Source organism: Mesorhizobium sp. M0152, assembly GCF_040322415.1.
GTDB lineage: Bacteria > Pseudomonadota > Alphaproteobacteria > Rhizobiales > Rhizobiaceae > Mesorhizobium.
Genome location: NZ_JAMYTH010000004.1, coordinates 129542 through 146913, shown reverse-complemented (window position 1 = coordinate 146913; position 17372 = coordinate 129542). Strand labels below are relative to the sequence as shown.

Annotated in this window: 18 protein-coding genes and 2 pseudogenes; 15 read left to right on the top strand and 5 right to left on the bottom strand. The window is 60.3% G+C overall.

The features are described 5' to 3' along the window. Window positions 1-5 precede the first annotated feature (5 nt). Window positions 6-368: a hypothetical protein gene (locus tag NKJ26_RS06170; RefSeq protein ID WP_352694508.1), complete on the bottom strand. Its 363-nt coding sequence runs from the start codon at window positions 366-368 to the stop codon at window positions 6-8. Window positions 369-541: 173 nt separating this feature from the next. Here NKJ26_RS06170 and NKJ26_RS06165 point away from each other — a divergent pair, with 173 nt between their 5' ends. Together NKJ26_RS06165 and NKJ26_RS06160 are read left to right on the top strand one after the other, a co-directional pair. Further along, entirely contained in the window at window positions 542-1063 is a 522-nt protein-coding gene (locus tag NKJ26_RS06165; protein ID WP_352694506.1) for a hypothetical protein, read from the top strand. Then, the gene (locus tag NKJ26_RS06160) at window positions 1056-1682 is read left to right on the top strand and encodes a hypothetical protein (protein WP_352694504.1); all 627 of its coding nucleotides are present in this window, start codon (window positions 1056-1058) and stop codon (window positions 1680-1682) included. Before NKJ26_RS06165 ends, NKJ26_RS06160 begins: the two co-directional genes overlap by 8 nt. A 75-nt stretch (window positions 1683-1757) precedes the next feature. Here NKJ26_RS06160 and NKJ26_RS06155 read toward each other — a convergent pair whose 3' ends face one another. Both NKJ26_RS06155 and NKJ26_RS06150 read right to left on the bottom strand, forming a co-directional pair. Beyond that, window positions 1758-1910 carry a hypothetical protein gene (locus NKJ26_RS06155; RefSeq protein WP_352607340.1) on the bottom strand — a complete coding sequence of 51 codons (153 nt, stop codon included), beginning with the start codon at window positions 1908-1910 and terminating at the stop codon, window positions 1758-1760. A gap of 37 nt (window positions 1911-1947) precedes the next feature. Continuing rightward, entirely contained in the window at window positions 1948-2313 is a 366-nt protein-coding gene (locus NKJ26_RS06150; protein WP_352694708.1) for a DUF6522 family protein, read from the bottom strand. A gap of 338 nt (window positions 2314-2651) precedes the next feature. Here NKJ26_RS06150 and NKJ26_RS06145 point away from each other — a divergent pair, with 338 nt between their 5' ends. From NKJ26_RS06145 to NKJ26_RS06120, 6 genes are all read left to right on the top strand, one after another. Then, the gene (locus tag NKJ26_RS06145; protein WP_352694502.1) at window positions 2652-2912 is read left to right on the top strand and encodes a hypothetical protein; all 261 of its coding nucleotides are present in this window, start codon (window positions 2652-2654) and stop codon (window positions 2910-2912) included. Window positions 2913-3020: 108 nt separating this feature from the next. Then, window positions 3021-4373: a hypothetical protein gene (locus NKJ26_RS06140; RefSeq protein WP_352694500.1), complete on the top strand. Its 1353-nt coding sequence runs from the start codon at window positions 3021-3023 to the stop codon at window positions 4371-4373. Between the two features lie 17 nt (window positions 4374-4390). Further along, the gene (locus NKJ26_RS06135; protein WP_352694498.1) at window positions 4391-4927 is read left to right on the top strand and encodes a DUF2249 domain-containing protein; all 537 of its coding nucleotides are present in this window, start codon (window positions 4391-4393) and stop codon (window positions 4925-4927) included. Beyond that, window positions 4924-5262, top strand: a complete 339-nt coding sequence (locus NKJ26_RS06130) for a metal-sulfur cluster assembly factor (protein WP_352694496.1) — start codon at window positions 4924-4926, stop codon at window positions 5260-5262. Before NKJ26_RS06135 ends, NKJ26_RS06130 begins: the two co-directional genes overlap by 4 nt. Next, on the top strand, window positions 5259-5744 hold the full coding sequence (locus NKJ26_RS06125; protein ID WP_352694495.1) for a group III truncated hemoglobin: 486 nt from the start codon (window positions 5259-5261) through the stop codon (window positions 5742-5744). The genes NKJ26_RS06130 and NKJ26_RS06125 overlap by 4 nt, the downstream gene beginning before the upstream one ends. A 147-nt stretch (window positions 5745-5891) precedes the next feature. Beyond that, entirely contained in the window at window positions 5892-6140 is a 249-nt protein-coding gene (locus tag NKJ26_RS06120) for a DUF1858 domain-containing protein (RefSeq protein WP_352694494.1), read from the top strand. Here NKJ26_RS06120 and NKJ26_RS06115 read toward each other — a convergent pair. Beyond that, window positions 6137-6841: a Crp/Fnr family transcriptional regulator gene (locus NKJ26_RS06115; RefSeq protein ID WP_352607352.1), complete on the bottom strand. Its 705-nt coding sequence runs from the start codon at window positions 6839-6841 to the stop codon at window positions 6137-6139. The two genes, NKJ26_RS06120 and NKJ26_RS06115, sit on opposite strands and share 4 nt — an antisense overlap. 227 nt (window positions 6842-7068) lie before the next feature. Here NKJ26_RS06115 and NKJ26_RS06110 point away from each other — a divergent pair, with 227 nt between their 5' ends. Continuing rightward, entirely contained in the window at window positions 7069-7512 is a 444-nt protein-coding gene (locus NKJ26_RS06110) for a pseudoazurin (RefSeq protein ID WP_352694492.1), read from the top strand. Between the two features lie 90 nt (window positions 7513-7602). Next, window positions 7603-8808: an NnrS family protein gene (locus NKJ26_RS06105; protein ID WP_352694490.1), complete on the top strand. Its 1206-nt coding sequence runs from the start codon at window positions 7603-7605 to the stop codon at window positions 8806-8808. A gap of 135 nt (window positions 8809-8943) precedes the next feature. Here the strand turns inward: NKJ26_RS06105 and NKJ26_RS06100 are convergent, their stop codons facing one another. Continuing rightward, entirely contained in the window at window positions 8944-9804 is an 861-nt protein-coding gene (locus NKJ26_RS06100) for a ferritin-like domain-containing protein (protein ID WP_352607358.1), read from the bottom strand. A gap of 163 nt (window positions 9805-9967) precedes the next feature. On the opposite strand from NKJ26_RS06100, the gene NKJ26_RS06095 reads away from it, so the two are divergent. The 5 genes and pseudogenes from NKJ26_RS06095 (at window position 9968) to NKJ26_RS06075 (ending at window position 17370) form a co-directional block, all read left to right on the top strand. Then, window positions 9968-12292: a 4Fe-4S binding protein gene (locus NKJ26_RS06095; RefSeq protein WP_502903086.1), complete on the top strand. Its 2325-nt coding sequence runs from the start codon at window positions 9968-9970 to the stop codon at window positions 12290-12292. 24 nt (window positions 12293-12316) lie between these two features. Beyond that, on the top strand, window positions 12317-14242 hold the full coding sequence (nosZ, locus tag NKJ26_RS06090) for a TAT-dependent nitrous-oxide reductase (RefSeq protein ID WP_352694487.1): 1926 nt from the start codon (window positions 12317-12319) through the stop codon (window positions 14240-14242). 4 nt (window positions 14243-14246) lie between these two features. Then, window positions 14247-15630: pseudogene (locus tag NKJ26_RS06085) on the top strand (nitrous oxide reductase family maturation protein NosD). Beyond that, window positions 15627-16544 carry an ABC transporter ATP-binding protein gene (locus NKJ26_RS06080; protein WP_352694485.1) on the top strand — a complete coding sequence of 306 codons (918 nt, stop codon included), beginning with the start codon at window positions 15627-15629 and terminating at the stop codon, window positions 16542-16544. The pseudogene NKJ26_RS06085 and the gene NKJ26_RS06080 overlap by 4 nt, the downstream one beginning before the upstream one ends. Beyond that, window positions 16541-17370, top strand: a pseudogene (locus NKJ26_RS06075) (ABC transporter permease). Before NKJ26_RS06080 ends, NKJ26_RS06075 begins: the two are co-directional and overlap by 4 nt. Window positions 17371-17372: the final 2 nt, after the last annotated feature.

Sequence of the window (17372 nt, the reverse complement as noted above, 5' to 3'; positions counted from 1 at the left end):
ATGCTTCAGCAGCGGACGAGAGGCCCGCTGTCGAATCCAGGCCAGGTGAACCGCACCGTCGCACCCTGCTTGACGATATGGATGACGCGGGAAAACGGCTCGTCGAGCGACGGATCCGAGCCGTAGCACTGGCTTGCTTGCACCACCCAGCCGCTCGCGCTCTTGCGAAATGTTGCACGCTCGCAGCCGAATTCGGGAAGCGATAACGCCGTCTGATCTACGGTGTAGACCGTCCGACGCTGGACGTCGGCGGCTGCACTGCAATTCAGCCTCTCCCGCGACCACGTCCCGACATAGGGCGCCGCCGCCGCCAGTGCCGTGCCGGCCGCGAATGCGGATATTGCCATCGTCAGTGCCAAACGCCGCATCGCCTGTCTCCTTGGACTGTGCCCGACAATACAGATATTGGGATCTGTGAGAGCCAAGTTTCGTCGGGGTACGGATTTAATATAGCGGTTCCGGATTTCGCTTAGGGTTTTGCGCGGATGATGCGACTGTACGGTCACCCCTTTTGCGTCACACGCTTTCCCAGAGATATCTGATGATCATCCGCACACTGGCGTTCGTTTCCCTCGGGCTGCTCGGCCCGATGCAGGCGGCCGCCGCAAAAGACTGTCTGCTGAGCCACGCAACCTATCGGGAACCGCATTCGGGTGCCGTCATGCAATTTCGGCCGATCCACAACGAACCGGCGGCACTGACGGCGCAGGTGTTTTCACTGATCGTGCCCAATACCGACACGAGCCTGCCAGCCGACATCACCTGGACCAACGGCAGGAACTCGTTTCCGCTCGGCACCATCCGCCACACTTGCACTGACGACGACCGCGAAGCGGGCCTGGAGGATGGCAGCGGGCTGTGCAGGATATGGGATGGGCAGGTCTATGCCTTGACCGGCGGCGGCGCCGAGCAATTGAATTCCCGCGAAGCGACACCGGCGCCGAAAGGCCTGTTGCTGCCCGATTTTGGCGCGGCCCTTGCCGAATGGGCCGATTTCGCCAATGCCAATCCAGATGGCTCGGCATGGGATGCCTTCACTTTGACAGGATGCAGCGATGAATAGCGCCATGAGATCGATCATCTGGACCGGCGCCCTGTTGGCGTCCGTGACGATATCCATCGTAGCGCGTGCCGGCGAGCCGGCTCCGTCGCGCCCGCCCATCGACAAATGCGTCTGGGAAAAACTGGCCGACAAGAATGTCGGGCTTGCCGCCTGGGTGCAGCGCTGCGATTTCGGCTTCCGCCAGATCCACTTCGAATTCGCGGGCAACGCGCTTACCATCAAATACAGCGATGGCGGCGCGGCCGATCCACTTGTCGAGGTGTTCGATATCCAGCCCGGCGAAACCGCTGAGGCTGCGTTGCTGCGCCTGTTCCTGGAAAAGACAGACAAGGCCGTCAGCGCGCGCTGCGTGCCGACGTCTTACACGGAAGGCAGCGTGCCCACCGGCGTCACGCGTTACACATTCAGTCCCGACCCCGCCTACGCGAAAGAGCTGGAAGCGCTAGCCGATCCCAATGAAGTTCCCGAGCCGCCTTGCGGCGACTGGGGCGAAATGCCTGACGGCATCCAGTATTTCGAGGTGCCGGCCGGCGAGGCGCGCAAGCTGCTGTTTGTCCGGGCGGGACAGGACGAGCCCTTGTTCGACGAGCAGACGCTGCGGGTGTTGCCGGCAGGGTAGGGGCTGAGATCTCAGACTAAGAGATCCTTCGGAGCCGCTTTCCTTCGCCCACAAGGACGGCAGAGCCCGCCGGCTCTACGCCTCTACATATTCCGCAAGGCTGACACCTTTCGGCACATTCAGCCCGTCGGCGCGCAAAACTTCGATGTGAAAGCGAATTGCGTCTCGAATTTCGCTTTCGCTGCTGACCGGCGCGCCTTTTGTCGCGATCCCGGCAGACCATTTCATGCGTTCGTCGAGTGCCTCAAATCGCGCTGCGCAGAGTTCATGCCCGCTTCCACCGAAACTTCGGCGCCGCCATGATCAGTTCCTGGCTGATGATCTCGCCGCCTGGACCGACAATCATCGTCAACTCCCGATCATGATGACGGAAGGACAGGCGGTATCTGCCCTCGTCCTCGCCAATCCCACGCTCGACCCGCCCCTTGATGCCACCACGCTGCATCTGCCTCATGAAATACTCGACAGCGAACTTCATCGCTCGAGCGGCCGCTGCGGCATCGATCTCAGGCGCACCATCCGCCCATCTAACCGAAACCATCCAAACCTCCAGAAGAATCCCTGCCGGACCTTTGTCCGCATGTTGGCGCAAGGTTCCCAAATCGAGCAACTGATCACCATCCAGTTCCATCGGCAAAGGGAGACTTTGGCCACCACAGTTCTGCGTCTGTCACTACGGATTTTTGAACCACGCGTTCCACGATTAGCTCAAGTTTACTGCTGCAATCGGATCGTTCTTTGCTCTGTCGCAAGCAAAATGCATTTCCGAGCATCGAAACCGCTAGAGCGGGGTGCACCGGATCCAGCAAGAAGGGATATCCCTCCGCCGTGACGCTCACATCCCATGGTTTCTGGATCCGCCCTGGGCACTGAACCCATCGCGGTTCAATTTGCGCGAGCGCAAAGAACCGACGCCCCACGTCCCGTACCTTCTCTCTCAATCGACGACCATCGAGATTGGAGACTGACATGTCCACGCGGCGCGAGGCGCTCTTCGGAGCAGCGATTGGCGCTGCCACCGTTACGATGCCAGGCATGCCAACAAGCGAAGTGAAGGCGAAAATGAAAATAGATTCCGAGAGCAAAGAAATGATCGAAGAATGGCCAACCCTTGTATTCAGCACCGAAGCAGCAAGCGGCGCAAAGGCGGACAATACGCTGCTGCCCATGCTTATCGCCGGGCTCGCCCTAATTGTCCTAGGTGGCATCGTTGTGATGGCCTTTGTGTAGAAAAAGGAAGTCTGCCGCTCTCTCCTGGCATTAAGTCGCCGCAGCGATCTCGGTGAGCTCTGATATGCCCGACCTTTGCGGATATCTTCATCATACTGGTCGCTGGCGATGAACGGCTCAGCCCTCTCTCGCTGGACCATGGCATACTTTGCTGCCGCGCTAGCTTTCCTGATCGCGGCCCAAGTGCTGATGGTCGCCGGCTACGGTTTTCCGACCGCTGGCGTGGAAGCTCCAGAAGCGCTTGCGATCGTCCACATGATTACAATCGGCTGGCTCAGTCTGTTGATGTGCGGGGCGTTGCTCCAGTTCGTACCAGTGCTCGTTGCGCAGCCCCTTCGCGACGAGTCACTGGCTTTGCCGGCGTTGACCTGTTTGCTTATGGGACTGTTCTGCTTGCTCACCGGTTTCCTCCAGCTTTCAGGCGCGATCGACCTCAATGTCCCCGTTCTCGCATTGGCGGGCTTCTTCCTTCCGGCTGGTTTCGCGTTGATCGTATGGGTGCTCGGCCGGACGTTGTGGAGCGTCCGGCCATCTAGCCTGCCACTGCCTGCTCGTTTCGTGGCCGGAGGGATCGCCAGCATCGCGGTCACCGCCACGTTGGGTGCTTCGTTTGCATTTGTGCTTTCAGGCCGGGCGCCTGGAGGGGCGGATTTCGACCTGCGAACACTGGCTCTTCCCATCCATGTGACGGTCGGTCTGGGCGGCTGGCTCGGCTTCACGGCAATCGGTGTCAGCTACCGCTTGCTGCCCATGTTCATGCTTTCCCCGGACAGTGAACGCACCACGGGCCATTTGGTATTATGGACTGGGGCGATGGCCTTGGGTCTGATCGTCCTGGCAGAACCGTTGGAAGTTCTTTCAGGGACAATCATGCTGCCCACTGTTCTCGCCGGCTTGATGGGGCTCGTTGCGACCGTCTTCTACGGCATCGATCTTGCGTTTTTCTACCGCAACCGCAAGCGACGCAAGATCGAGCTGAACAGCAGGTCGGCGATCGGCGCATTCGCGGCCCTCTATCTTTCGGTCCTGCTTCTGCTCGCGCTATTGGCCAGCGGAACGCTTGCGCAGCATGTAGGTGCGATTGTCTATCTCGTCGCCTTCGGCTGGCTGACGGGGCTGGGGCTTTCACAACTCTACAAGATCGTGCCGTTCCTTACCTGGCTCGAATGCTACGGACCGGTGATGGGCAGGGAACCGACGCCACGCGTCCAGGATCTTGTCGTCGAAACGCGCGACAGGTTCTGGTTCGCACTTTATTACGTCGGCGTACTGGCCGGAACTGGGGCGCTTCTGGCCGAGGCCGCGGTCCTGTTCCGGATAGCGACGGCTGTGACGTTGTTTGCCACCGCGGCAATCGTCGTGGAACTCGTTCTGGCGCGCCGCCTTGTCAATGTTGCAACTGCCCTGCGTCTGCCCGAGGGAGCATCGCGCCCGCGTCTTTTCCTGCCTTCCTGGCGTTAGATACAGAGGAGATCCGAATGAATTCCCCGCATTACGACCTCGACGTTCGACCGATCCTTCGCGAAGGCGGCGAACCCTTCAGCGCTATCATGGAAGCCGTGGCCGCGCTCGCCCCCGGTCAGAGCCTGTGCTTGCTCGCTTCCTTCAAACCGATTCCCCTGTTCCAGGTGCTTGGTGCGAGGGGGTTTGAGCCTTCGGCCCGTGAAATTGGCAACGGCGACTGGGAAGTGATCTTCACGCCCGCCAATGCTGTGCCGCTGGCGCCGGAAAAAACCGAACGATCCTCGCGCTCTGCCAGTGGAGACGACTGGCCTGAGCCAGTCACGGAACTCGACAACCGCGATCTCGAGCCACCGGAACCTATGGTCAAGGCCTTGGAAGGAGTCGAATCCCTGGCGCCCGGCCGAACGATAGCCGTGCTGCTGCCTCGCGAACCGGTGTTTTTGTTCGAGGAACTACAGGCGCGAGGCCACCGCTGGCGCGGCGCCTTCGAACCGGAAGGGCACTATCGCATCGTTATCCGCTCTGGTGGACCGGGCGGACGGCGGTCATGAGCGACGACGAGGACGAGACACTGGCGGCTGGTGTGCGCGAAGCGCTGCGCATGGTCATTGATCCCGAGCTTGGAGAAAATGTCGTCGATCTCGGACTGATCTACCAGGTTTCGGTGGGACGTGACGGGACGGCGCAGATCGAAATGACGACCACGACACGTGCATGTCCAGCCACAGGCTATCTCAAGGACGCCGTACAGTCGGCGGCTTGGATCGTGACCGGAATCCACAACGTCGAGATCCGGCTCACCTACGAACCGCCGTGGACGCCCGAGATGATGAATGCCGACGCCAAGTACCGTCTTGGCCTGGTCGAAACGGGAAGCAATGCATGAACGGGGAGCAACGAAACAAGCCAACGATCGTCGTCGAGGGCATGCCGCTGTCGAGCGAGCTTGATGAGGCGATGATTCACAGGGTCGTCCACGGTTTCTACGAAGAGATCCGTCGAGATCAACTTCTCGGCCCGATCTTCAACGCAGAGATCCCGCCGGAGGCATGGCCGCGCCATTTGGCGAAGATGTGCGATTTCTGGTCCGCCACGATGCTGCGGACCTCCCGCTATGATGGCCGGCCGCTGCCGCCGCACCTGGCGATACCGGGCCTTTGCGAGGCGCATTTCCGGCGTTGGCTGACGCTGTTCCGAGCCACAGTGAAGCGCGTTTGCCCGCCTGAAGCCGCAGCGCTGTTCATGGCCCGGGCGCTGCGCATTGCTCACAGCTTCCGCCTTGCAGTCGCTTTCAACCGCGGGGAAGAGACCATTCACGTCAAACCAATCCTTGAGGAGAGCCTTTGCTCAGGTAGAGCTTCAGAGTGATCGCAGTGCCCATTTGACCGTCTGGGAGATCGGCCCTTCATGCGACTGACGAGGCTCTGCGCCCGTCCGTCTTGCAGCGCAGCAGGCTGCGGCGACTAGTCATATCCTCTTTGTTCCAGCGCAACGATCATCTTGTAAGGCGATAGCATGATGTTCGCATTGCAAACGCGGACAAAGGGCATGAAACCTCGATACAGTGACGATGTTACCATGGACGCAATCATGCGCGAGTGGCCGACAACCATCCGCGTCGTTCTCCAGCATGGAATGCTTTGCGTCGGCTGCCCTATTGCTCCGTTCCACACCATTTCCGAGGCGGCGCGGGAGCACGGGCTAAGCGAGGAATCACTTCGTTTCGATCTGGATGTCGCTATCAAGCGAGCCGGAGCGGATTAGTTCTTCCCAGTCCGCCCTTCAGCCAGCACAAGCAGGCGGTGAGGTTCAACCACGGTCACCTTCTCGCGTCGGCTTTTGACGAGCCCCTTCTCCTCCCAAGATGAGAGCAGCCGGCTCACCGTGTGCAGCGTCGTTCCTGTCATCTCGGCAATGTCCTGCCGCGAGATCGGGAAGTCGATCATTATTCCTTCATCGGTCTTCCGGCCCGTCTGCTTAACCAGCTTAAGCAGCGCATGGGCGACCCGTTGATCCACCTGTTCGGTGGACATTTCGACGACGCGCGTGTGAGCGTCCTGCAACCTGCTGCCTACGGTCTTATAGGTGTTGGCGCCAAAATTGGGGAAGGCGTCCGCGAATTTTGGCCACAAGTGACCTGGCCAGGCAAGAAGCACGCAATCGATAGCGGCGATCGCGCTGGCCGGATAGGTGGTGCGGCCCAGCGCGTGAGCAATGCCCATTAGTTCGCCGGGGCTGATGTAGCGCACCGTCACCTCTTGGCCATCAGGCGTTGTCTTGATGACACGGACATGGCCGTCGAGCAGCAAGAAGAACGAATGAGCTTCCTGCTCCTGCTCGAACACGGGTTGGTCCTTGGCAATCCGTAACGACCGGGCTTGACCGATTATATAGTCGAGATCCGTGGGGGCCATACCCTGAAAGGCAGATAGCCCGGCAATCAATGAGCGATCGAGGCGGCTCAACTGTAGCGCCCCTTCCGAAACTTTACTGTGACCATGAAAGGCATTCCGTCTCCGTCGAGCCACACAATGTCACAGGCCACCGACGGGCGGCAAGTGGCACACACCGCGGCCTTTTTTCCTTATTTCCGAACTTGTTTGCGCTGCAGCAAAGTTCTCAAGCCGGACACAGCCTAGAAAAGCCACAGCGGTAAACGCCGTCGAGCATAATTGACCAGAAAGATAAGATCATGAGAAATGCAATCGTAATCGCCGCCGCGCTCGCAGCGTCGGTGTTGGCTGGAGCGGCGCAGGCCGCCGACCATCAGGTCCAGATGCTCAACAAGGGCGAGAAAGGCGTGATGGTCTTCCAGCCTGACTTTGTCCAGGCAGCGCCTGGTGACACTGTCACGTTCGTGCCAACCGATAAGGGCCACGATGCCGAAACGATCAACGGCATGATCCCGGACGGCGCGAAGACTTTCAAGGGCAAGCCGGGCGAACAAATCACCGTTACGCTCGACAAGGAAGGTATTTATGGCGTGAAGTGCGCGCCTCATTATGGGATGGGCATGGTGGCGTTGATCGTGGTCGGCAAGCCGGTCAATCTGGAGAAGGCAGCCGCGGTTAAACAGTCAGGAAAGGCGAAGAAAGTGTTCGAAACCCTGCTGGCTGAAGTTCCAGCGGGCAATTGAAGGCATAGCCTATATTATTCAGATATCCGGCAGGATCCTCGGGACGGGCATCAGTCCGCCTGGGGTTCCTCGTTTTGGAAAATGCATTCCATGGCAATTCCACGCACACGGCCGGGCGCATATCCGGCGGTTCTCTCCTACGGTTTCCGGCCGTTCTTCCTGCTCGGCTCGCTGTACGCCGGAGGGGCGATCCTGTTCTGGCTGCCGTTGTTTTACGGCCGGCTCGAAACCTCGAGCGCCTTCCTGCCCGTAGATTGGCATGTCCACGAGATGCTGTTTGGCTATCTCGCGGCGATCGTTACGGGATTCCTGCTGACCGCTATTCCGAATTGGACCGGACGTCTGCCGGTGCAAGGCCTGCCGCTGCTGGCGCTCGTCCTGCTGTGGCTTGCGGGGCGAGTTGCGGTGTTCTTTTCGGCGGAGACCGGCTGGCTCGTCGGAGCCGCAGTCGATTGCGCCTTTCTCCTGGCGGTAGCGGCCGCCGCCGCGACCGAAATCATCGCGGGCCGAAACTGGCGGAACCTCAAAGTGCTGTTGCCGGTCGCCGTGCTTCTGGCGGCCAACGTGATGTTCCATGTCGAAGCACACCACCAGGGCGTCTCGGACATCAGCCGCCGGCTCGGCCTCGGGGCTGCCGTCGTTCTCATCATGATCATAGGCGGACGCATTGTTCCCAGTTTCACCCGCAATTGGCTGGCTCGCGAAAATCAGGGCCGCCTGCCGGCCCCGTTTAGCCATTTCGACGTAGCAACGATCGCGCTGTCCGCCGCCGCATTGGCGGCTTGGGCCTTCGTTCCTGAAAGCAGCGCGACAGGCGCAATGCTGATCGCCGGATCGGCTTTCAACGCTATCCGGCTTGTGCGCTGGGCGGGCGATCGCACGTTTCGTGATCCGCTGGTGGTGATCCTGCACATCGCGTTTGCCTTTGTGCCGATCGGTCTTCTGCTCGCCGGACTTGCCGTCGTCCTGCCGGAGACAGTCCCTTCCGCGGCGGGCATTCACGCGTTCAGCGTAGGAGCGGTGGCATGCATGACGCTCGCCGTCATGACCCGCGCCACGCTTGGGCACACAGGGCGCGAATTGCAGGCGAACATTGGCACGCGCGTGGTCTTCGTCGCGATCGTGCTTGCGGCCGTCATGCGCATCGGCGCCGCGTTCCTACCTGCGCAAGCGATGCTTCTCCACATATCGGCGACGTTGTGGGTGGCGGCCTTCCTCGGCTACGCGGCTCTATTTGGCGGCATGCTCGTTCAACCCAAACTACGGTTGCGGAAGCCGAACAAGGCGCCGTCTTGACGCGCGGATCAGGACCGCATCGATCCAAGCAAACCGAGTGCCATCGGCCCCGGCTGGCGTGGCGAATTCGAAATTCGTATCACCTTGGAGCAGCAGCGACGGTGAAGGTGCATTTGAACGCTAACCGTACCAATATCATATCGGCCGTTCCTCCAGATATCTCAACGTAGCCAAACGCTTGATGGCCGTTGTTGCGAAGGTTTGGGCTCGGTCGCGGTCGGCCTGGAGGGGAAGGCTTTCCCCCGCGTTGAGGTAGGATTCGGCCAGCAGCTCGCAGAGCGCATCCAAGGATTCCGGTGATCGGTCGCTGATTGAAGTGGTCGTTCCGAGCGGGCTGGCAGTGAGTTGTTGCGCAAGGTCTCGCGCCTCTGTCGCAAGATTGCTAAGCACGGCCTTGTCATGTTCCCCCCGAAACGCCGCAAACGCTTTCAGTCGGATCGCGATCTGTTCTTCCATGGCTGCAAGATCGCTAGAGCTGGCAAATGTCGCGTTGGCCTCACGACGCGAAAAGAATGCACGCCGCCGTTCGGTCCGCAGAATACGGGCATGTTCCAGTTCCTCTCGAGCCATCTGCTCAGCAGCGGATCGGATCTCCGTTGAAGGTGCGTTCGAGGCCACGTAGGACCAAAAGGCAAAAGCGCGCTCTTCGTTTCTCACTGCCATCGCAAACGAATGGTAAGGGTCCACAAGTTCGGGCGAGATCACGGCCGTGTTCTCGTCATCGAAAACACCTTTCGGCGTCCATTGGAGCTGCCTCAGATCCGGATCATTGCCACTGGATTGCCGGGACCAGCGAGTGACGTTTTCGATATGGCCCGTTTCCTCCTTGACCAGGCGCTCGAAGACCTCGGCCAATCTCGCCTGACCCTTATCGCGCATTCGCTGTGCTAGTTCCGCGTACCTTTCCGCAGCTTCTTTCTCCATCGCGAATGCGATTGCCAGAAGTTCGGCCATCGACCTGACCGGCGCCGCCGGCTCTGCTTGCAAACGAGACATGACTCTCCTCCGATGCCAGTTTTTTCAACACTAGGCCGACTACCTGGAAGTTGTTTGCGCTGCGTCAAAGAACTCTCGTTCAAAACCGCCGACACACGCGCCAGAGGCCGCTGGCGGACGAAACCAGCTAGCTCCCAGCTTGAGAACGTAATGAAGGAAGCCGATGCCGGGGAGCATTTCCACTCGATATACGTCGACCGCTTCCTTACGACTCTCGAGGAACTGGCGCCGTCTTGCTGCGTGGGCAATTGCAACCCTGGCAATCCTGGCTGTCTGGTCGGCACCCACCCATGCCGGAACACTCAAGGACTACTTGGCAAGCACCAAGCCGGGAGAGCTAATCCAGGGTGGCGATCGATACGGGGAATTCGAAGGCGTCCCGCCGCTGGCGCCAATCTACTCGAGAACCCGAAAAATCGGGTACGCCTACCTCAACACCGACTTTTCCAGCGCGGTTGGATATTCGGGAAAACCGATCAGGATCCTTGTCGGCATTGATGCCGCGGGGATTATCCGCGGGATCAAGCTGGTCGAGCACAAGGAACCGATCGTCCTCATAGGCATACCGCAGGCAAAGGTCGTCGCGGCACTCAACTCATTGATCGGCAAGGACCTCAGCCGCGTCGCTGCCGGGGCAGAACAGCTCCCGCAGGTCGACATCGTCAGCGGTGCCACCGTGACAGTTCTGGTGATGAGCGACAGCGTCGTCCGCTCCGCCGTCAAACTAATTCGGAGCAACCGTCTTGGTGCAACCAGTTCGACCACCTCGCCAGTCGCCCAAGGGCTGATCAAGAAGCCGGACTTGTCCAAGTCTGAAATCCGCGATTGGGCTTCGCTCCTCGGCGATGGCTCAATTCGCAGCCTCCGCCTCACCGTCGGCGAGGTCTCCGACGCTTTTGCTCAAGCCGGCCATCCAGAAGCGTCCGCCAAGCCCGAGACAACCAATCCAAGCGATCGCTTCATCGACTTGTATGTGGCCGCGGTCGGAGTGCCGACGATCGGTCGCAGCCTTCTGGGAGATGTCGGTTACGAGCGGCTGCAAAAGAAGCTCAAGCCGGGCCAGCAGGCGATCATCGTTGCCGGTGACGGCGCTTATTCCTTCAAGGGTTCAGGCTATGTGCGGGGCGGGATTTTTGACCGGATCGAACTGCTGCAAGACGGCCAAGGCGTCCGGTTCCGCGATCGAAATCACACGAGGCTCGGCGACCTGGCGGCGAAGGGCGCGCCGAGCCTGCGCGAAATAGCATTGTTTTCCGTACCGGATGAATTTTCGCTCGATCTCACGCAGCATTGGGAACTGCAGTTGCTAGCCCAGCGCAGCTATGGTGCGCGGGACAAGGCAGTCCTTCCGTTCAATGTCGGCTATACTCTTCCCGACCGTTACCTGACGATCGAAGAGCCACCGGTGCAGGAGGCCGTCAAATCGGTTTCGGAAGCGGCCGCGCCAACACCTGCGTCGGCTGAAGAGCCAGGCGCGACTTTCCACGACCAGGAACCGCTCTGGATCAAAATTTGGAGGATGGACACAGTTTCGGTCGCCATCACCGTGGCCGCACTCCTTGTCCTTACCGCCATCTTCTTCTTCCAGAACTGGCTGGTTCGGCGGCCACGCCTGTTCGGTTGGGTGCGACGCGGCTATCTCCTTTTTACACTGGTCTGGCTTGGATGGTACGCCAATGCCCAGCTCTCCGTGGTCAATGTGCTGACGTTCTTCAACTCGTTGATCAGCGGCTTCAGCTGGGAATTCTTTCTGTCGGCACCTCTCATTTTCATACTTTGGGGTGCCATTGCGGCGGGACTTCTCTTCTGGGGCCGTGGACCGTTTTGCGGCTGGCTTTGTCCGTTCGGAGCGCTCCAGGAACTGACCAATAATCTGGCGCAGTGGCTGAAGGTGCCACAGATCACGTTGCCCTTCGGCCTGCACGAGCGGCTGTGGCCAATCAAGTACATCGTCTTCCTCGGCCTCTTCGGCCTTTCGCTCTATTCGGTGGGAATGGCCGAGACCTACGCCGAGGTCGAGCCGTTCAAAACCGCGATCATCCTGAAGTTCGCCCGCGAATGGCCTTTCGTGATCTTCGCACTGGCGCTTCTCGGCGCCGGCCTGTTCGTCGAACGCTTCTACTGCCGCTATCTCTGCCCGCTCGGCGCCGCGCTCGCCATACCAGGGCGCATCCGCATGTTCGAGTGGCTGAAGCGCTATCCCGAGTGCGGCTCGCCCTGCCAGCGTTGCGCCAAGGAATGCCCCGTGCAGGCGATCCATCCAGAGGGCCAGATCAACGTCAATGAATGCATCTATTGCATGCATTGCCAGGAACTCTACCACGACGACCATCGCTGCCCGCACATGATCCAGGTGCGCCTGAAGCGCGAAAAATTCGAGGCGCTCTCGTCACCGTCGAGCCGGGGCAAGGGGCCGGCCAAGCCGGTGATCGCCTTCAAAGGCAAGCCAATCGAGCAAAGCAGCCCGGTTCCCAGTTCAACGATTTAAGACTCAACCAGAAGGAGACGGAATATGTCGGAAGAAGACCGCAAGAGAACCCTGAGCAGGCGCCAGCTGCTGGGTACGTCGGCAATCGTGGCGGCCGCCGGCGCGTCGGGCATTGGCGGCACGCTGACATTGGGCGGAAGCATGGTGTCGCCGGCGGCGGCACAGAGCGCTGCGTCGGGAGGGCAAAAGTTCGAGGTCATGCCGGGCGAGCTCGATGAATATTATGTGTTCTTTTCGAGCGGCCAAAGCGGCGAAGTCCGCATTGTCGGCGCGCCGTCGATGCGTGAACTGATGCGGATCCCCGTCTTCAATCGCTGCAGCGCGACCGGATGGGGCCTGACCAACGAGAGCCGCAAGGTGCTGACCGAGGGGCTGCTGCCGGAAACCAAGGAATTCCTGAAGGACAAGGGCGGCATCTATCTCAACGGCGATCTCCATCACCCGCACCTGTCGTTTACTGACGGCACCTATGACGGCCGCTACCTGTTCGCGAATGACAAGGCCAATACCCGCGTGGCCCGCATCCGCCTCGACGTAATGAAATGCGACAAGATCATCCAGCTGCCGAACCAGCACACCGTCCACGGGCTGCGCGTCCAGAAATATCCGAAGACAGGCTACGTCTTCTGCAATGGAGAGGACCGGGTGCCGATCCCGAACGACGGCAAGGTCCTCGACGACAAGACGAAGTACCACGCCATCTTCACCGCCGTTGACGGGGAGACAATGAAGATCGCATGGCAGGTGATGGTCGACGGCAATCTCGACAACGTCGATGCCGACTACCAGGGCAAATATTGTTATGCCACCTGCTACAATTCCGAAGAAGGCATCAATTTGGCGGAGACGATGGCGAAAGAGCAGGATTGGGTCGTCATCTTCAACCTCAAGCGCATCGAGCAGGCCGTCGCCAAGGGTGATTTCAAGGAAATCGGCGGCGTGCCGGTCATCGACGGACGCCACGGTTCGCCCTACACGCGCTACGTTCCCGTTCCGAACAGCCCGCATGGCATCAATACCGCGCCAGACGGAATCCACGTGGTGGCCAACGGCAAGCTGTCGCCCACCTGCACGGTCTTCGACGTGCGCAAGTTCGACGACCTCTTCGACGACAAGATCCAGCCGCGCGATGCCGTCGTGGCGGAACCCCAGCTCGGTCTTGGACCGTTGCACACGGCTTTCGATGGCCGAGGCAATGCCTACACCACCTTGTTCATCGACAGCCAGATCTGCAAATGGAATATCGACGACGCCAAGCGCTCCTTCGCCGGCGAGGAGATCGATCCGATCCGTCAGAAGCTCGACGTCCATTATCAGCCCGGCCACAACCATTCCTCGATGGGACAGACCAAGGAGGCGGACGGGAAGTGGCTCATCTCCCTCAACAAGTTCTCCAAGGATAGATTCCTTAACGTTGGCCCGCTCAAGCCGGAGAACGACCAGCTCATCGATATCTCGGGTGACACTATGGCGCTCGTCCATGACGGGCCAAGCTTTGCCGAACCGCATGACGCAACCCTGGTCCACCGGTCGAAGATAAATCCCGTCAGCGCATGGGATCGAGCGGACCCGTTCTTCGCCGACGCCGTAAAACAGGCAGCTGCTGACGGCATCGACCTGCTGGCGGATAGCGAAGTCATCCGCGACGGGAACAAGGTTCGCGTCTACATGACGTCGGCTGCACCAGCGTTCGGACTGGAGAGCTTCTCCGTTCAGCAAGGCGACGAGGTCACGGTCTACGTCACCAACATCGATGAGGTAGAAGACCTCACCCATGGCTTCGCCATCGTCAACTACGGGATCAACATGGAAGTTGCGTCCCAGGCGACAGCTTCGGTGACGTTTACGGCCGACCGGGCAGGCGTCTACTGGTATTACTGCTCCTGGTTCTGTCATGCCATGCACATGGAGATGCAGGGCCGCATGTTCGTCGAGCCGCAGGCTGCGTGACGGCATGGCTCAATTGGCCACCCTCGCGACTTTGGGAATGGCGGCGCTTCTTGTCGCCATTCCCGGTAACAATGCCGGGGCGTCGGAAATCGCCGTGCCGGCCGATGAGACGCCCCTTCAAGCGATCGTCGATGCCGCCGCGCCCGGCGACGTGCTGTTGCTCGCAACCGGCAGGCACCGTGGTCCGGTATCCATCACCAAACGGGTGACCCTGCAAGGCCAGGCAGGCGCAATGGTCGAGGGTGATGGCCAGGGAAGCGTGATCACCGTCGAGACCGCGAATGCTGCGGTGCGCGGTCTGGAGATTGTCGGTTCCGGGTCCAACTTGGATGCGATGGACGCCGGCGTGTTCGTGAAAGAGACCGCCAAGGGCGCGATCGTCGAGGGAAACGCGATCCTCGGCAACCTCTATGGAATATATCTCCATGGCGCTGCGGGCGCCGTCGCTAGGGGTAACCGCATAGAGGGCATGCGCACAGGACGTACGAACCAGGCTGGAAATGGCGTCTCGGTCTGGAACGCGCCTGGCGCCAAGGTCGTCGGCAACCAGATCAGCTTTGGACGCGATGGCATTTTTGCGACTGCCAGCAAACACAATGAATTCAGCGCGAACATCTTCCACGATGTGCGGTTCGCCATCCATTACATGTACACAAACGACAGTGTGATCAGCGACAATGTTTCAGTCGGCAATGTCGTTGGCTACGCCATCATGTATTCCAGCAGGCTGCGGGTCACGGGCAATTTGTCCGACGGCGACCGCGACTACGGGCTGCTGTTCAATTATGCCAATGGCTCAGAAATAAGCGGCAACGTGGTCCGCGGCCGAAGGCAGCCGATCGGCAGATGGGCGAGCAACGGACAGCGTTTCGCCGGCACGGACGGACTTCCTGTGGGCGACGCGGACGGGGTGGTGGCTGCGACAGGGGCCATTACCCGCCTAGGCCCCGAGAAGTGCGTGTTCATCTATAATGCAAACAAGAACCGCTTTCGCGGCAATCGATTCGAGGGTTGCGAGATCGGCGTGCATTTTACGGCCGGTTCGGAAGGCAACGAGATGGCCGGCAACGCCTTCATCCGCAATCGAAACCAGGTGAAATATGTCGGTACGCGCTACCTCGATTGGTCGAGCGGCGGCAGAGGTAACTACTGGAGCGACAACCCGGCTTTCGACCTGAACGGCGACGGCATCGGCGACAACTCCTACCGACCGAACGATGTGATCGACAAGGTCCTGTGGACAGCGCCGGCGGCGAAGGTTCTCGTCAACAGTCCCGCGGTGCAGGTGATCCCGCTGGGCGCAGACCCGATTTCCCGCAGTCTTTCCCGGCGGCGTCGTCGACAGCCATCCACTGATGAAGCCGGCCGACACGGAGGAGAGCCCATGAGCGTCAACATCCAATTGGACTCCGTTGCCAAGCACTTTGGCACGGTCAGGGCCGTCGATGACGTTTCATTCGCACTGAGTGATGCTGAGACCGTCGCCCTCGTTGGGCATAACGGTGCGGGCAAGACGACCCTGATCAAGCTCATGCTTGGGCTGAGCCGTCCCACATCAGGCTCCGTCACCGTGCTGGGGCAGGATACGTCAGCCGGAAGTTCCGCCGTTCGCAGGCATCTTGGCTATCTGCCGGAGAACGTTTCGTTCAATCCGGTTCTGACCGGCCGCGAAATGCTTCGTTTCTACGTTGGATTGAAGGGTGAGAGCCTGCGCTCCGTGAACGAGCTAATGGATCGAATTGGTCTTGCGCATGCTGCGGACCGACGCATTGGAACTTACTCGAAGGGCATGCGGCAGCGGCTGGGATTGGCGCAAGCGCTGATCGGAACGCCGCGGGTTCTTCTGCTGGACGAGCCGACCACCGGCCTCGATCCAGAATTGCGCCAGCAATTCTATCGGATCGTGCGTGAGATGCGGGATGCGGGGACAACGATCCTTCTGTCGTCGCACGCCCTCAACGAGCTCGAAGGAAACGCCACGCGCGTCATTATAATGAACGAAGGCAAGAAGATCGCGGACGGGTCGCTCGACGAATTGCGGCGGATCGCTCGCCTGCCGACGGTCATTCGGATGAGGGCTACCGACGGCGGCGTCCAGCGCATCAGGGACTGGATGGGAAATCGGCCGGACCTCCGACAGGTGAACGGCCATACCATCGAATTGGATGCGTCCCCCGATAGCAAGATCGCGTTCCTGCGCCGGACGGCTGGCGCCGAAGTGCCGTTCGACGACATCGAGATGGTGCCGCCCGGCCTCGATGAACTTTATGCCCATTTCCTCGGCGGGAGACCATCAGCATGAGTATGATCGCGCTTCTGGCCGTCAAGGAAATTCGCGAAGGGCTGCGAAACCGCTGGGTGGTGGCAGCGACGGCACTGTTGGCGGCGCTCGCGCTAACCTTGACGTTTCTCGGCAGTGCGCCTGCCGGCAATGTCGGAGCCGGCGCTCTTGACGTGGTCGTGGTGAGCCTCGCCAGCCTCACCATATTCATCGTTCCGCTCATCGCCTTACTGATCTCCCATGATGCGATCGTCGGCGAGATCGAGCGCGGCACGATGACGTTATTGCTGAGCTATCCAGTCCGGCGTTGGCAAGTGCTTCTCGGCAAGTTCCTTGGCCATCTTGCGATCCTGGCGTTTGCGACCCTCATTGGGTATGGCGTGCCGCGATTGCGCTGGCGGCGACCGGAAAGTCCATCGGCGGCGCCAGTTGGTTCGCCTTCGCCACAATGACGGCCTCGTCGGTGCTGCTGGGGGCCGTGTTCGTGGCGATCGGCTATCTGGTCAGCGCGCTCTCACGCGACCACGGAACCGCCAGTGGGATCGCGATCGGTATCTGGCTCCTGTTCGTGCTGATCTACGACACGGGGTTGCTGGGATTGCTGGTAGCCGATCAGGGGCGGTTCGTGACCGCCGGCATGCTGAATGCACTACTTCTTCTCAATCCGACCGATGCGTACAGGCTGCTGAACCTCATGGGTACTGGCGACATCAGTTCGGCATCCGGCATGGCTGGAACCGTCCAGAGTGTCGCGCTCGGTTCTTTCTCGCTCGTGGCGGCATTGGCAGCGTGGACGGTGGCGCCGATGGCCGCCGCCGCTTTCATATTTTCGAGGAGGGAGCTGTGAGG